Source organism: Limnochorda sp. LNt (genome assembly GCF_035593265.1).
In the GTDB taxonomy this organism is placed as follows: Bacteria; Bacillota; Limnochordia; order Limnochordales; family Geochordaceae; genus Geochorda; species Geochorda subterranea.
Window position 1 is genome coordinate 1,458,233 of the sequence record NZ_CP141614.1, and the last position, 15,613, is coordinate 1,473,845.

Below are 15,613 nucleotides of genomic sequence, written 5' to 3' on the forward strand. Positions count from 1 at the left end.
CCTCCTCGAAGGTGAGCCAGAGCTCGGGGCAGGGGCGCCCGGGCCGGCCCCAGTGCCAGGCCAGCGAGTCGGGGAGCACGACGCGGTAGCCCATCCGGCCGCTGGCATCGACGGACTGCACCTGGGCGCCCGCCGAGCGCAGGAGATCCAGGCCGAGCCGGGCGAGCCGGCCCTGCGGCGTCCCGTTGGCCACGGCCCGCTCAGTCACGGGCGTCGCCCCCCTCCAGGTCCACGAGCAGCCGCTGCCACTCCTCCGCCAGCTCCTGCAGCGCCTGGCGAATCCGATGGCCGGCGTCGGGCTCCCGCTCCGGGCGAGCCAAGAGGCGCGCCAGCCGCCGCTCGAGCCGGCCCAGCTCGCGGGGCTGGCCCACCACCGCGTCCAGCGGCCCCACGAAGCGCCGGAAGAGATCCAGCTTGCGGTGGAGCAGGTAGACCACGTACTCCTCGATGGTGCCGGCGGCCACCAGGTTCCAGACGTGTACGTCCCGGCGCTGGCCCAGGCGGTGCAGGCGGCCGATGCGCTGCTCGATGCGCATGGGGTTCCAGGGGAGGTCGACGTCGATCAGGTGCCGGCAAAACTGCAGGTTGACCCCCTCGGCGCCGGCATCGGTGGAGACCATGATGGGAGCCTGGCTCTCGAAGACGGCCCGGGCCCAGTCCCGCTGCATGGCGGACAGCCCCCCGTGGAAGAGCACCACCGGCCGCCCCAGCTCGGCCAGGCGCTCGGCCAGGGCCCGCTGGGTGGCCACGTACTCGGTGAAGACCAGCACGTGCTCGTCGCCCAGGCGCCGCACCAGGCGCACGGCGGCGTCGGCCTTGGCCCAGCTCTGGACCCCTCGGCCTCGGCCACCAGCGGCCCGGGATCCAGGGTCCCTCGGCGCACCATGCGCTGCAGGCTGGCCGCCAGGGCCTGGGGACTGGAGCAGAGCTCCCGCTTGAGGGTGAGGAAGACCAGGCTCTGCCCGCCGCCGCGCCCGCCAGGCCGGCCGGAGTCGAGGATGTAGCTGTCGAGGGCGGCGTAGAGCCGTCGCTCCGCCTCGCCCGGGCGCACCATGATGGTGTGGACGTGGCGCCGGGTGAAGGGGATGGGGGTGTCCGTGCGCCGGTGGCGCACCATGACCCGCCGCACGCCCTCCCGCAGCCGGTGGGCGGCCCCCAGGTCGACGGGCGCGTCGAGGCGGCTCGGCATCTCGGGGGCCTGCCCCGGCCGGACCAGATCGATGAGGGCCCGCAGCTCGCCCAGGTGGTTGTGGACGGGGGTCGCGGTCACCAGCAGCAGGTAGCGGCTGCGGATGGCCGCCGCCAGCTCGTAGGCGCGGGTGCGGGCGTTCTTGAGGCGGTGGGCCTCGTCGACGATGACGAGGTCATAGGGGCGCGCCAGCACCTGCTCCCGGTGGGGCGGCCGCTTGGCGGTGTCGATGGAGGCCACCAGCAGGGGCACCCTTTGCCAGTCGCGCTCGCTGCCCTGCAACTCGACGGGCAGCTCGAACTTGTCCCGCAGCTCCCGATACCACTGCCAGCACAGCCCCGACGGCACCAGCACCAGCGCTCGCAGCACAAGCCCCCGCAGCATCAGCTCGTGCAGCACGATCCCCGCCTCGACGGTCTTGCCGAGCCCCACCTCGTCAGCCAGGATGGCCCGGCCCCCGAGCTCGAAGAGCACCCGGCGGGCCGTGGCCAGCTGGTGCTCGAAGGGGATGACGCCGGCCTGCTGCCAGCGCCAGCGCAGGAATCGAGGCGTCCAGAGCTCCTGCGGGCCGGGCCGCTCGGCCAGCTCCAGGGCATGCAGGGCGGCCTCGAAGCGCGCCGCGGCCTCGTGGCGGCGGCGGGCGCCCAACAGGGCCCGCACCCAACGCGGGCGCTCGGGGCCCAGCAGCTCCACCGTCAGCGAGCCGCCCCCGGCAGCGGGAGCGCTCGCTCGAGCCGCGACCCCGGCGGGCCAGCAGCCGCCGCAAGGCGGAGTCGGACCGGCCCGGCCCCCGCAGCAGCGCCGGGTCGATGCGGGGAAAGGCGAAGGCCAGGCTCTGCTCCTCGGGCATGGCACCGGTAGTTTTCCCGGCCCGGGGCCTTTTGCGGGGACGGGGAGTCGTGTATAATCGACTGCGGCCGGTGGGCCTGTAGCTCAGCGGGAGAGCGCTGGAATCGCACTCCAGAGGTCGGGGGTTCAAGTCCCCTCAGGTCCACCATCCACGACGTCCGCCACGACGGCAATCGTGAGCGGGCTTCTTGGTCGGGAGCCCACAGCCTGCCCCCGCTACCACAGCCGAGCGGCAGCCTAACGGGAGACTTGGGCCGCGAACCGCGCCATGGCGGCCGCCGCCTCCTCGTCGGGTCAGACAAGAAGCGGCCGTAGAGGTCCAGGGTGATCTACGTTCTCGTGGCCCAGGCGGAGGGACACCGCGGGTGCTGAACCCGCCAACGCCCGCAAAGACGTGGGCTTCGCCTCGTCAACCCTCGTCGGTATCCCACGTCTGGCGAATATCCGTTCGTCGAAAACGGGCCTGGACCGCTGGATTCGCTGGGGCTCGTGCAGGAGGCCCCATGCAGGCTGCGGGAACGCGGTGTCAAAGCGCGACGAACTGGCCGACGGTAAGGTATCATCGTGACCACGGGAGGCGTGATGTGGTGGAGCGCGTGGGAATCCGCCAGTTTCGGGACCAGCTGACCGCCTATCTGCGCCGGGTGCGGGCGGGCGAGTCGCTGCTGATTGTGGACCGCGACACACCGATCGCGCACCTCACTCCTGCGATGCCGGAGCTGCGAGCCGTGTCCAACCTGGTGGTGGAGGGCCTAGCGGAGTGGGGAGGCGGCAAGCCTCGCGGCGCAGCCCAGCCGCCGAAGGTGCACGGGGAGCCCATCTCCGACCTGCTGGTTGAGGTACGGCGATGATCCTCTACCTGGACACCAGTACCCTGGTCGAGCTCTACGTCGATAAGGAAGGGTCGCCCCAAGCTCGGGCAGCCGTAGAGGCGGCGGACGTGGTGGCCAGATCGCGGCTGGCGTTCGCCGAGGCCCATGCCCCGTTCACCGCGGCGGCAAGGCCGGTGGCTGAGGCACTGGCGTATCTTGCTAGCATCAAGCTCCCGCCGCACCAATTGCAGAAGCTCGGGCTGCCGGACGACTGGAACAAGAACGTCTCCTGCGATTTCGTGCGACGGGTGTGTGAGCTCATTGAGCGCTATCGACCCCTGCTGGAGGAACTAGCCAAGTATTAGAGGGCGTGGCGGCACACCGCACGATACATGACAAGGCTGCAGCCCTTCTCAGCGCACGCGAGAGTACCGACAGCCTCGCCCCTAAACCCTGCGGGGATGGTTGAGTCAGCTGCTGGGCGCGAGGAGACCATAGCGTATCGGCTCGGTCAATCCACCATTGCTTCACGGATAGCGGGCGACCAAACGGCCCGACGCGTCCCGTAGTTCGGCCGGGTCGCCCTGGTTGTTCCAGACGTTGGCGCTCGTCCAGATGAGTACGCCGGGCCCTGGCGACGCGGAGGGCCCCGAGCGGACGACCAGCCGGGCGCCTGGCTCCAGTACTGTCCCCGCCGGGAACGTGAACCGCTGGTTGCCCGCCACGCTGACGAGCACCCACCCCGAGAGGTCCACCGGCCCATCTCCGTCGTTGACCAGCACCACCTCCTCGCCGGCGAGGTCCACGCTCACGATGAGACCACCGCCGCCGGCAATTGCCGGCGCCACCTCTCCCCACAGGCCGCGGCCAGCTTCGCGAGCTTCCCGTTGCAGGCGGACGAACAGGTCGACGTAGCGCACGTTGGGCGGGATGGTCAGGAGATGAGCCAACCCCGCCCGCAGAAGCTCGGCGTTGAGCATCCGGCCGTCAGGCAGGTAGACGTACGCCAGCAGCCGGCCATACCGGTCGCGCTGCTGGACGTCAAGCTCCAGCGTCACGCGCGTGCCGGCCGGGAGCAAGTGCTTGGTGAAGGCGCTGGCCTCGGGCCCGCCGGGTTGGGCGCCAATCGTGGGGTGGACGGTCTCCGGCGTATCGACGCCGATGAGCCGTACCGTCTCCTGGCGGCCCTCGACCTGCACGACCAGGGTATCGCCGTCGACGACCCGCACCACGGTGGCGGGCAGGCTGGCGGAGCCGGCGTGGGCTGGCAGAAAGGCGGCGACCAGGATGACGAGCAGGACGGTCAGGCACGTAGCGACGCGTCGGAGCAACATGGCCCCCACTCCAACGGTCGATATAGTGCGGCCAGGGTATTCGAGGCAAGCCTACCAGGATCCTGGTAACAGGAACGGCCATCCTCTGCCCGTTGTCCGGCGACGTCGCGGTACTTGCGACGCCAGTCGACGAGATCCAGGTTGCCGACGCTCGCCGTTTGGGGTGCTCGCTGCCCTTCGGGCAGGATTGGCCAGACCTTTGTCGGATTAGGACGTGTGCGCTCTGGCAAGGGATGGGGGGCACGGGCGTGCGTACCATCTTCGACACCTGCCAGCCGCGTCAGGACGTCCTGACGGGGCAGCTCACCGAGGACAAGTTCGCGGCGGACCTGCACGGCGTGGCCCTGAAAGAGCGGGGCATCGATCCCATCTACCGGGACGCACGCGTCTTCTTCACTTACACGTACCCTACGCGCGGCCTTCGGGATCTCGTGCGCCATGTCTTCGGGCGATTCGTAGGGGTCCCCGGCGCGAGCCCGGTGGTACGGCTGGAGACTTCCGTGGGCGGGGGAAAGACCCACAACCTCATCGCGCTGTGGCATCTGGCCAGCTCGCCCGGCGTTGCCATGGAGGCGGCGCGAGATTGGCTGCCGGCGCGCTCGTTGCCGGATCACCCGCTGCGCCCCGTGGCGCTGGTGGGCGACCGGTACGGCGGCAGCGAGGCCGCGCTGCACGACGGAGTCGTCACGCGTACCCTTTGGGGGGAGATGGCCTGGCAGCTGGACCGATACGAGGTCATGCGGGAGGTCGACGAGACCCGCCAGGTTCCCTCCGAGAGCCGGCTCAAAGAGGTCCTGGCGGGTCGCAAGGTGGTCGTCTTACTGGACGAGCTGGCCCGCTACCTCCGGACGGCCAAGGGACAGAAAGTCGGGTCCTCCAACCTCGCCAACCAGACGCTGACCTTCTTCCACATGCTGCTAGCCTACGCAGTCAGCCACGATGACCTGGTAGTGGTCTACACCCTGACCGGCGCCGACGATGCCTACGCGGTGGAGCGCGACGAGATCGTGGAGCAAGAGCAAGAGGTGCTCGCCATCTCTGCCAAGTTCGCCCGGGTGATGACCCCCGTGGCCGAGGACGAGCTCGCGTCCGTGCTGCGCCGCCGTCTGTTCGAGCGGATCGACATGGGTGCGGCCGAGGAGATCGCGCAATCTTACGTGCAACACCTGCGCCTCATCCGGCGACAGGGAGCTCCGATGCCCGCCGAGGTGGACGAGCCGACGTTCGCGGACCGGTTCCGGGAGGCGTATCCCTTTCACCCGGAGCTCCTGACAACCCTGTTTCGCAAGACCGCGAGTTATCCCACCTTCCATCGCACGCGAGGCGCTCTGCGGCTCCTGGCGGCCGTCGTGCGTCAGCTCTGGCGAGAGCGGCCCGCCGATGCCTACCTGATTCAGAGCACCGACATCGACCTGAGCCACCCGGTCGTTCGCGAGGAGCTGACCAGCCGCCTCGACCGGGCGCATCTGACTACGGCCATCGCTGAGGACATTTGGAGCGAGCATGGTGACGCGCACGCTCAGGAGCTGGACCGTGAGTGGGCATCCAGGGGCATGCGCCAGCTGTCGCAGCGTGTCGCCCAGGTCGTCTTCCTGCACAGCCTCGTCCACACGTCGCGCCTGGGCGTAGCGGGGGCCGAGCCGGCTGAGGTGCACCTAGCCTGTGCTCGACCGGGACTACCCTTCGACCTGGTCGACAAGGCGCTGGCCCAGATCGACGAGCTGTTCTGGTACGCCGACTTCGATGGGCGGCGCTACCTGTTTCACGACGAGGCCACCATCAAGAAGGTGATCGCCCAGGCTACCAGCCGTACCGGGCTCGTCGCGGCCAAGGACGCCATCCGGCTCAAGGTGCGGGAGCAGTACGGGGGGACCATCTTCCGCCTCGTGCCTTTCCCGCCGGGTCCCGAGGGAGTGGACGACGAGGCTGGTCGGCCCCAACTGGTGGTGCTCGACTTCGACCACGTGACGGTGGAGACGGGCTCCACCGAGGTGCCGGCCGTGGTGCAGGAGATCTTCGAGCGGGCCGGCGAGGGGCGTGACTTTCGCCACTACCAGAACAACCTCATCCTTCTCGTCTGCGACACGACCAAGAAGGATGCCATGGTCGACGCTGCCCGCCGGTTCAAGGGCATCGAGAGCCTGCTCGAGTCGGAGGAGCTGCGCCAACGGCTGGCAGACGCCGACCGGCGCAAGCTGCAGGAAGCCCACGGCAAGGCCGCCCTCGACTTCGTGGTGGCTATCCGCAATGCCTACTCGCACCTGTACTACCGCTCTTTGCACGACGGCCTCATGGCACACTACGAGCTCCTGCCCCAGGAGTCCGCGGACGTCAAGCGGCCGGCCCAGGTCGTGCTGCGCAGCGTGCTCGAGGCCCAGAGCAAGGTGCTCACCCGCGACCTAGCGCCGCAGTGGGTCCTCGATCGGATCTGGCCGGAGGGCAAGGGCCACGAGGCCCAGCTCTCCCTCGCCGACCTCGTGGACCGGTTCGCACGCCGTCCGCGTGCCTACATGCTGCTGGACGAGGGCTTGCAGCGCCTTCGGGTGACCATCCAGCAGGGTGTGAAGCAGGAGCTCTGGGTCTACCGCGACGAAAGCACCGAGCGCACCTACCGCAAGGACCGGCCGCCTTCGACCGAGCAGGTGAGGTTCGGCCAGGATGCGCTGCTGCTGACGCCGGCCCTGGCTGACCGCCTCTATCCGCAAGAGCGACCCCAGCCTGTCGCCGTCGTGCCCGCGGGCGACGGTCAGCCTCAGGCGTCGGATGGTGCTGCGGGGACCAGGCCCCCGGTTCGGCCCGCCCCTCCGGTCGTCGAGGTCGAATGGGTCGAAGCCGAGGGCCCTGCTCCCCAGGCTTTCACGGCAGTGGCGGATCGACTTCGCGAGCGAGGTCGCGTAGCCTTGTCGGAGCTCCGCCTCGACGTGGTGGGAGCCCCGGGCGTCCGCCGCCTGGCGGACGGCTGGAGCGCCGTCGACAATGCACTGGCAGGAGCGGACGTGATGGTCATGCATGAGCTCGAGGCGTCCGACAGCCAGGGTCAGCGCATCTCTCTCCGCTTCGAGGGGCCAGGGCGGCTCTTCGCCCGCCTGCATGGGTGGCTGCGAGCCACGCTGGACGGGCTGTCGTCGGACCCCCACGTTCTGACTCGGATTCACGCACGATTCCCGGGGCCCGTGGCGCTCTCCGACCCGCGTCTGGCGCGCTTGGCACGGGACCTTGAGGAGACTTACCGGTGCGGGCCGGTTGGAGTGCGGGGCCGATGAAGCGCCAAGCTAGCCCCCCCGTTGCAGGGAGCAACCGCCGATTCGCCTTGCGGATGGAACAGATCCGGAACACCGAGCCTCGTCTGGTCGTTCTCGAGGAACGCTCCGGCCTGCGCAAGGCGGCTGGCCCAACGCCGGAGTTGCGATGCGTGGCCTGGGCGTCGGGACTTCCGCTCGAGGTCGCTCGACCGCTGGTGGTCGAGGCCCTTCGAACCATCCACCTCAGCCCGGAGCATCTCGCCTGCTCGGGGGTCGACGGAGCCCCTCCGTTGCTCGTGGACGAGGCGACAGGCGCCCGCATCGCGTTGGCCCTACTGGCGGTACAGCCCCTTCGCAAGCTGGAGCGCATGCAAGAAGTGATCGGTGGCGTCGCCTCGATGAGCCCTGAAGAGTCGCTCTACTGGTTCGCCCGGGTGATGCAAGGGCCCAAGACGCGTACGCTCCGGGCTCTCCGGATCTTGCTGGCGAGGGAGTGAGCCTGCCCGTGAAGGAGCGTCCGCGGGTCCTTATCGAGTCACATCTGCCGGCTGAGACCATCGGAGCAGAGAGCCTGAGGGAGCGCAGCGCCAGCAGTGCGCTTCCACCGCCCTACTACCTTCACGTATGGTGGGCGCGCCGACCTCTCGTGCTTTCCCGAGCCGCTGTGCTGGGAAGCCTGCTACCTCCGGAGTGTGACCGTGAGTGGTTCTTGCAGACAATGGGCATCTTCGGGGATCCGGTGGAAACAAGAGCGGAGCTGCTCGAAGCGAAGCGCACGGGCAAAGACCTGGGGGATGACCCCTACGGGTATGACCGGGCGTTCACTTTCACTCCTCCGCCATCTCGGCGCCAGGAGATTGGTGCCAAGCTCCGCGAGTTGTGGGGTACCGCCCGGCCCATAGTGCTTGACCTATTCGCCGGCGGAGGCAGTATTCCCCTTGAAGCGTTGCGGTTGGGCTTGGAAGTTCATGCGAGCGAGCTCAATCCGCTAGCAGCTGTCATCTTGAAGGCAACGTTGGAGTACCCTGCCCGCTTCGGTGAGTCCATGGCGAAGGAGATTGAATACTGGGGTGGGGAGTGGGCAGGACGTGTAAGGGCAGAGCTTGAGCAGTACTTCCCGACGCGCCCACGAGAGACCGTCCTAGCGTACGCCTGGGCCCGGACCGTGCGCTGTCCCGAATGCGGTTTGATTGTTCCACTTTCACCAAACTGGTGGCTTGACAAGACTAAGTGCTCCCCGATAGCAGCGCGTTTGGTCGTGCCAAGCGACCGTAACGAACGCGCGTGTGGGTTTGAAGTGCCGGTGAAGATCGAACGAGGTAGCTCTTATGATCCTTCCGCTGGCACGTGGCGTGGTGGGGACGCTCAGTGTCCGAGGTGCCGGCTCACCATCGATGGCGAGTACATCAAGACCGAGGCGCAAGCGGGGCGCATGGGTAGCCAGATGTATGCCGTTGTGGTCAGCTACGGTCGGGGACGGCAGTACCGTAGCGTCACCGAGGCCGACATCGAGGCAGCGAGGCGCGCCCAAGAGGTCTATGACCAGAATGTTGACTCGTGGTTAGTCGAAGGGTTCTTGCCAGGGCAAGAGTATCCGACGAGCACATCCGACCCTCGGCCGTGGCAGTATGGGATGACCCACTGGTACAAGATGTTCTCGCCTCGCCAAGCGTTGGTTCTGGCAACTTGCGTCAAACACCTGAGGCAGTTGAAATACGAGATCAGAAGCCGAGTTGGGCGGGACCGTGCTGATGCCATCATCACATATCTGTCTCTTGTGCTGGATAAGTGCGCTGACTACAACTCTCAGATGACTCGGTGGGAAGCTACCCGGCTCAAGATTGCGAACACCTTCGACCGCCACGACTTTGCATTCAAGCCGAGCCACGGCGAGTTCGACGGGGCCCGTCAGCTGTTGCCGTGGGCCATCGAGCAGGTTGTGGATGCCTACAAGGGGATTGCGAGGCTGTTTCCGTCGGAGTGGAAAATACCAGGCGATTCGGAGACAGACGGTGCTCCGAGGCAGGTCTTCCTGGAAGAGCGGTCTCCAGTCGCCGATCATATCCGAATCACGCAAGGAAACGCAGCGGACTTGACCTCCGTGCCGGATGGCTCGGTGCACCTCATCTGCACCGACCCACCCTACTATGACAACGTCATGTACGGCGAGCTGTCGGATTTCTTCTACGTCTGGCAACGGCTGGTGTTGGACGACATCTACCCCGACTGGTTCCGGGACGAGCTGGTGCCCAAGGCGGAGGAGGCGGTGGCCAACCCAGCTCGCTTCGTCCGGGAGGGGCAGCGCCGGTCTCGGGAGCTGGCCCGGCGAGACTACGAGGCCAAGATGCAGGCAGCCTTCCGGGAGGCGTACCGGGTGCTCCATCCTCGGGGCGTCTTCACCCTGATGTTCACCCACAAGAGCGTGGAGGCATGGGATGCCCTGGCGTCGGCCCTCATCGAGGCGGGCTTCGAGATCACAGCCTCCTGGCCCGTCCATACCGAGAGCGACAAGAGCCTCCACCAGGCGAAGAAGAACGCCGTGAGGAGCACGGTCCTGCTGGTCTGCCGCAAGCGAGAGGAGACGGATGGAGAAGGGGTCTGGTTCGACGACATCCTGGCGGAGCTACGTGAGACCGCTCGGGCCAAGGCCCTCGAGTTTCACGAGCAGGGGATGCGAGGCGTCGACCTGATGATCGCCGCCTTCGGCCCCGCGCTGCAGGTGGTCTCCCGCCGGTGGCCGGTGCGAAACAGCGACGGCTCACTGTTGCGCCCGGAGCAGGCCCTCGACGAGGTGCGTCGCGAGGTGACGAGCCTGCGCCTGCGCCAGCTCCTCAAAGGGCGGGACAGCCGGTTCGATCCCGAGACGCAGTTCGTCGTGCTGGCGTGGGATCAGTACCAGGCGGTGGAGTTTCCGTACGACGAAGCGCGCAAGCTGGCGCTCAGCGTCGGGGTCGACGTGGAGAGCCTCAAGCGTGACCGGGCGCTCCTGCAGTCGCGCCAGGACGCCGTCCGCCTGCTAACGCCGGCCGAGCGTCGCCGCATCCGGGAGCAGGTGCTCGATCCGGCAGCGGAGACCTTCTCGTCAACCATCGATGCCATCCACACGGCGGTCTTCGTGCACCAGCAGGAGGGGCCTCTGGCTCTAGACCGATTCGTACGGCGCACCGGCGTGCTATCGGATCCTGCCTTCCTCCTGGCGGTCGAGACGCTGCTGCACGTCATCCCGCAGACCAAAGCGACTGAAGCGCACTTCGACCCTCTGTACGCGATGGCGCAGAGCGCCCTGCAGGCCCATGTGAACCTGCCCCAGCGGCACATGTTCGAGGAGGAAGAGGGCCTCACCACGGACGACGAGGAGGCGGGGGTGCTCTGAAGACGGCCCAGCCGCTCGTCGAGGACTTCCGGTCCTATCCACACTGGCGGTGGACCCTAGAGCCGGGCAACGACCTGGTGCAGGAGTTCCTACTGCCGGCGTTGTTGCGGGCTCGGCGGTACGACCGACAGGCCGGCTTCTTCTCGAGCTCGTCGCTGCTGGTCTCGGCCAAAGGGGTCGAATACCTGCTGCGCCGCGTGCCGCGCCCGCAGTGGCCGGCGTATCGGCTCGTCGTCTGCGAGCGGCTGGATCCGGCGGACGTAGAGGCCATCGAACACGGCGAGCGGATCCGCCAGCTCCAGGAGCAGCTCACCGGCCGCATGCTGCGGGCATTGGATGCGCCCGTCGACGCCGCGGCCCGGGATCGGCTCGCCCTGCTCGCGGCCATGGTGGCGGTGGGCTTCGCCGAGATACGCGTGGTGGTGCCAGCGGGGCCCGACGGCCGTCCCAGGCCGGGTGCCATCGAGCATGCCAAGGTAGCCATCCTGCACGACGCCGGTGGCAACACCTTGGTGGCCTTTGGAAGCGCCAACGAGAGCTGGCAAGGCTGGGTGCACAACAACGAGCAGATGGACCTGTACGCCTCATGGGATGAGCCCACGTGGAGCCGATACGGGCGCCCCAAGGTCGAGCGTTTCGAGCGGTTATGGGGGGGGAGGGACCCCCACTCGCTGACGGTGGAGCTCCCGCGGGCCGTCCGGGAGCGTCTGGTAGCGCTGGCCCCCGAGGAGCTGCCCGAAGAGCTCGTGGAGCCGCTAGACTCGGACACCCGTCTCCTCACGCCCCAGCAAGAGAGGGTGGCCCTGCAGTTCGTGCGAGACGCCCCGAGGATGAGCGGCGGCCGATGGGTTGCCTTGACGACGGCGGCCGTGAGGCCGTGGCCGCATCACGTGGGCGTGCTTCGCACGGCGCTCGAGGCGGACGCGCCCCGGTACTTGCTGTGTGACGAGGTGGGGCTGGGCAAGACCATCGAGGCGGCCTTCCTGATACGGGCCTGGCAACTGGCGGGTCTGGCGCAGCGGACTCTGGTGCTGGCACCACGTGCGCTGTGCGAGCAGTGGCAGGAGGAGTTGATCGGCAAGTTTTCGTTGCCGGCCTGGCTGTACGACGGTGCAACGTTGGTGGGGCCTAGCCTCGGCCATGGCCGGGGCCGCGAGCAGCGTCCCGTCGAGCGCCAGGAAGTCTTCCGAATCAGCCCCGTCGTCCTCATCGTCGGCACGGAGCTGGCCCGCCGCCAGGAGCGTCAGGGAGACCTGCTGCAGGCGCCGCCGTGGGACCTGATCATCGTCGACGAGGCCCACCACGCGCGGCGCACCGGGTATGATCAGCCAGATCGTCAGCCCAACCAGCTGCTCAGGCTCCTTCAACGCCTCAAGGACCGTACCCGTGCCTTGTTGCTCCTGACCGCGACCCCCATGCAGATCCATCCCCGGGAGGTCTGGGACCTCTTGAGATTGCTGGGGGTGGATGGGCCGCTGGGCACCTCCTTCGAGCGTTTCGAGAGCTTCTACCGGGCATTGGCGGACATGGAGCAGGACTCCACGCTGCAGCGACCCGTGCTGGACCTCCTCTTCGAGACCGTGCGAGCTGGGGCGAGGGGAGAGCCCTCGCTGCTGGCGTCGCTCGAGCGGACGGCGCCCATGCTCTACCGCAGGTGCGCCACCGCGGTCGACACGCCGATCGCCAGGGAGGGCCTGATCCGTCTCGGACCGGCGGAGCGCGCCCATCTGCGCGACTTCTTCCTCGCCCACGCCCCGACCCGCCAGCGCCTGTTCCGGACGACCCGAAAGAGGCTACGGGAGTACCGGCACCAGGGGCTCATCAGCGACCCGATCCCCGAACGCAGGGTGTCTAGCGAACGCATCCCCCTCTCGATGGAGGAGCAAGCGGTCTACCTCGACGTAGAGCGGTATCTGGCGCGTCATTACCGCAACGCGATGACAGGAGGCCAGCGCGGGCTCGGGTTTGTGCTGACGTGCTACCGCCAGCGCCTGGCCAGCAGCCCGTATGCCCTTCGGCGCAGCCTGGAGCGCCTGCGGGAGCGCATCGGGGCCGGCTCTGCTCGTCTCGACGACCTGGTCGACGACGACGACCTGGCCGGGGTGGGGACGGTGCGCGAGGAGGAGCTATCCGACGGCGGTCCCTTCGCGCTGGGAGACACCGCTCTGGCCGAGCTCGACGCCCTGCTCGCCCAGGTGCGATCCCTCGGGGTCGACAGCAAACGGGCCCGTCTGCACGAGGTACTGGACCGGCTGGCGGCCGAGTACCACCGGGTGATCATCTTTACGCAGTACACCGATACGATGGACTACGTGCGCAACGCGCTGCTCGAGCGCACGCGCCAGGTCGGCTGCTTCTCGGGGCGGGGGGGCGAGGTCTACGACCCCGAGGCCAACGCTTTCGTTCCCGTCTCCAAGGAGGAGTTGCAGGAGCGATTCCGGCAGGACGGCGGCATCACCCTCCTGGTCTGCACCAACGCGGCAGCCGAAGGGCTCAACCTCCAGGTATGCGGCGCGATGGTTAACTACGACCTGCCCTGGAACCCGATGCGACTGGAGCAGCGTATCGGACGCATCGACCGCATCGGTCAGGACCACAAGGAGGTACGGGTCTACAACTTCTTCTCCACGCCCAGCGTCGAGGATGACGTCTACCACGCGCTCGACGAGCGGATCGGGCTGTTCGAGCGCTTTGTCGGGCCCCTGCAGCCTCTCATCTCGTCGACGGAGAAGACCATCCGCGACCTCGCCATGCTGTCGCCCGACGAACGTCCGGCCGTACAGGAGCGGCGCCTGGAGGACCTCAAGGCAGAGATCGCGGAGCTACAGCGGCGATCCCCGGCGCTGCCCGTGGCCGAAGGCTTCGAGCGGCCGATTGTCATCGACGCAAAGCCTCTGCGGGAGAGCCCCGTCACGGTGGAGGCCCTGCGCAGGCTCTGGTTGCGAAGTCCCACGCTGCTTCGCAGCGGGGCGCTCAGGCCCGTGGGGGATGGCGTCTACGAGCTACGGGACCGGGGCCGGCTGGTGCGTATCACCTTCGACCCAGATGTGGCCCAGCGCCGGCGAGGGGATGCGGTGCTGCTGACCTACGGCCACCCTTACCTCGAGCGCTGGTTGGCCGAGGCCTCCCTCGAACCTGCGGCGCTCGAAGCAGCCGGTGTCTGGCGTCGTGTCGACGAGGCGGGTCACGTCATCTACGGGGTGAGGGAGCGGGTCATCGCCGCCCTGGACGAGCTGCTCGACCATTTCGAGACCGCCTCGGGATACGGGCGGCCGCCAGAAGGATAGCAAGACGCCCGGCGAGTCCTGGCCCGCCGGGCGTCGTCGCGTCTCCGATGTAGCCCTGGGCCGAGCGAATGGCGAGGCTCGCCCCCGCCACCGCCCCCGCTACCGCAGCAGCGCCACCACCTGCTGGGCCGAGCCCAGCCACTCGATGATGGGCTGCGGGAAGAGCATCAGCAGCACCGTCGCCGCCGCGGCCAGCCCCACCACCAGCGACGTGCCGGGCGGCAGTGCCGCCACCGTCGCCGAGCGGTCGGTCAGGTACATGCGCCGCACGATGCTGTAGTAGTAGCCGGCCGAGATGGCGCTGTTGACGACCATCACCACGGCCAGCCAGACCATGTCCGCGCTGACGGCCGCCCGGATCAGGTAAAACTTGCCGAGGAAGCCCGCGGTGGGCGGGATCCCGATGAACGAGATCATGAAGATGACCACCGCGGCCGCCACCCACGGCACGCTGCGCCCCAGCCCCTCGAAGTCGTCCAGCATCTCCTCGGGCCTGGCCAGCGACAGCCACGCGATGACCGCGAACGTGCCGACCACCATGAAGAGGTAGGCCAGCAGGTAGTAGAGCATCGCGCCGAAGCCCTCGGGCGTGCCCACCGCCAGCCCCACCAGCACGTAGCCCGCCTGGGCGATGGCCGAGTAGGCCATCATCCGCTTGGCGCTGGTCTGCACCAGGGCCGCCGCGTTGCCGTAGGTCATGGTGGCCACGGCCAGCACCGCGAAGACGGCCTGCCAGTAGTTGGCCAGGGGGCCGAAGCCGGTGGTGAAGACCCGCAGGATGGCCGAGAAGGCGGCCGCCTCCGATCCGGCGATGAGCAGGGCGGCCACGGGCGTCGGCGCCCCGTGGTAGACGTCGGGCGCCCACATGTGGAAGGGCACCGCCGCCACCTTGAAGCCGAACCCGGCCAGCATGAACCACATGCCAGCCACGGCCACGCCCCGCCAGCCGTCACCGGCCGACACGGCCCGGCGGATGGCCTCCACGTGGGTGCTGCCGCTGATGCCGTAGACCAGCGACAGCCCAAACAGGAGCAGGGCCGACGTCATGGCCCCCACCAGGAAGTACTTGAGCGAGGCCTCCAGCGACCGGTCGTCGTCCTTGAGCATGCCGGCCAGCACGTAGGAGCCGATGGAGAGCAGCTCGAGCCCGAGATAGATCATCAGCAGGTCCCGGGAGCTGGCCATCATCGACATGCCCAGCACGGCGAAGACGATGAGCGCGTAGAACTCCCCGGCGTGGATGCCCCGCCGCTCGACGTAGGCGTGGGCCAGCGGCACCACCAAAAGCCCCGTCAGCGCGAACAGCGCCTTGAAGAACAGGGCGAACGAGTCGACGACCAGCATGCCCCACCAGGCCTCGGCGGTGATCCCCCGCAGGGGCCACAGCGCCACCAGGGCCGCCACGAACGTGGCCGCCGCGAGGGCGGCGGGTGTCTCCCGCCGCCGCCCCATCACCCCCGCGGCCACCACCGCCAGGCCGCCGGCCGCCAGCAGGATCTCAGGGAGGATCATCAGCCACTGCATGGC

General features: G+C 68.3%; 9 protein-coding genes, 1 tRNA gene and 2 pseudogenes. 8 read left to right on the forward strand and 4 right to left on the reverse strand.

The window, feature by feature from the left end:
• Positions 1-200 precede the first annotated feature (200 nt).
• Both VLY81_RS06810 and VLY81_RS06815 read right to left on the reverse strand, forming a co-directional pair.
• A complete protein-coding gene (locus VLY81_RS06810) occupies positions 201-803 on the reverse strand; it encodes a C-terminal helicase domain-containing protein (RefSeq protein WP_324670265.1) in 603 nt (200 codons plus the stop codon).
• 119 nt (positions 804-922) lie between these two features.
• Positions 923-2,044 (reverse strand): annotated as a pseudogene (locus tag VLY81_RS06815) (SNF2-related protein); the annotation flags it as partial.
• Positions 2,045-2,111: 67 nt separating this feature from the next.
• Between VLY81_RS06815 and VLY81_RS06820 the strand changes: the two are divergent.
• The 3 genes from VLY81_RS06820 (at position 2,112) to VLY81_RS06830 (ending at position 3,215) form a co-directional block, all read left to right on the forward strand.
• A tRNA-Ala gene (locus VLY81_RS06820) sits at positions 2,112-2,186 on the forward strand.
• 439 nt (positions 2,187-2,625) lie between these two features.
• Entirely contained in the window at positions 2,626-2,889 is a 264-nt protein-coding gene (locus VLY81_RS06825) for a type II toxin-antitoxin system Phd/YefM family antitoxin (protein WP_324670266.1), read from the forward strand.
• On the forward strand, positions 2,886-3,215 hold the full coding sequence (locus tag VLY81_RS06830) for a hypothetical protein (RefSeq protein ID WP_324670267.1): 330 nt from the start codon (positions 2,886-2,888) through the stop codon (positions 3,213-3,215). The genes VLY81_RS06825 and VLY81_RS06830 overlap by 4 nt, the downstream gene beginning before the upstream one ends.
• Before the next feature lie 162 nt (positions 3,216-3,377).
• Here the strand turns inward: VLY81_RS06830 and VLY81_RS06835 are convergent, their stop codons facing one another.
• Positions 3,378-4,184: a thermonuclease family protein gene (locus VLY81_RS06835; RefSeq protein WP_324670268.1), complete on the reverse strand. Its 807-nt coding sequence runs from the start codon at positions 4,182-4,184 to the stop codon at positions 3,378-3,380.
• 248 nt (positions 4,185-4,432) lie between these two features.
• On the opposite strand from VLY81_RS06835, the gene VLY81_RS06840 reads away from it, so the two are divergent.
• The 5 genes and pseudogenes from VLY81_RS06840 to VLY81_RS06855 all read left to right on the forward strand — a co-directional run bounded on the left by VLY81_RS06840 (position 4,433) and on the right by VLY81_RS06855 (position 14,086).
• Complete coding sequence (locus VLY81_RS06840; RefSeq protein WP_324670269.1) at positions 4,433-7,447, forward strand: ATP-binding protein; 3,015 nt, start codon at positions 4,433-4,435, stop codon at positions 7,445-7,447.
• 53 nt (positions 7,448-7,500) lie between these two features.
• Positions 7,501-7,923 (forward strand): DUF7680 family protein, encoded by a 423-nt coding sequence (locus VLY81_RS06845; protein WP_324670270.1) that lies wholly within the window; start codon positions 7,501-7,503, stop codon positions 7,921-7,923.
• Positions 7,924-7,931: 8 nt separating this feature from the next.
• Positions 7,932-8,102, forward strand: a pseudogene (locus VLY81_RS14675) (DUF1156 domain-containing protein); the annotation flags it as partial.
• 1,425 nt (positions 8,103-9,527) lie between these two features.
• Positions 9,528-10,799, forward strand: a complete 1,272-nt coding sequence (locus tag VLY81_RS06850; protein ID WP_324670271.1) for a DUF8807 domain-containing protein — start codon at positions 9,528-9,530, stop codon at positions 10,797-10,799.
• Between the two features lie 77 nt (positions 10,800-10,876).
• Complete coding sequence (locus VLY81_RS06855; protein ID WP_324670272.1) at positions 10,877-14,086, forward strand: DEAD/DEAH box helicase; 3,210 nt, start codon at positions 10,877-10,879, stop codon at positions 14,084-14,086.
• Positions 14,087-14,185: 99 nt separating this feature from the next.
• On the opposite strand, the gene VLY81_RS06860 is transcribed toward VLY81_RS06855, so the two are convergent.
• Positions 14,186-15,610, reverse strand: coding sequence for an NADH-quinone oxidoreductase subunit N (locus VLY81_RS06860; RefSeq protein WP_324670273.1), 1,425 nt, complete (start codon positions 15,608-15,610; stop codon positions 14,186-14,188).
• Positions 15,611-15,613 lie beyond the last annotated feature (3 nt).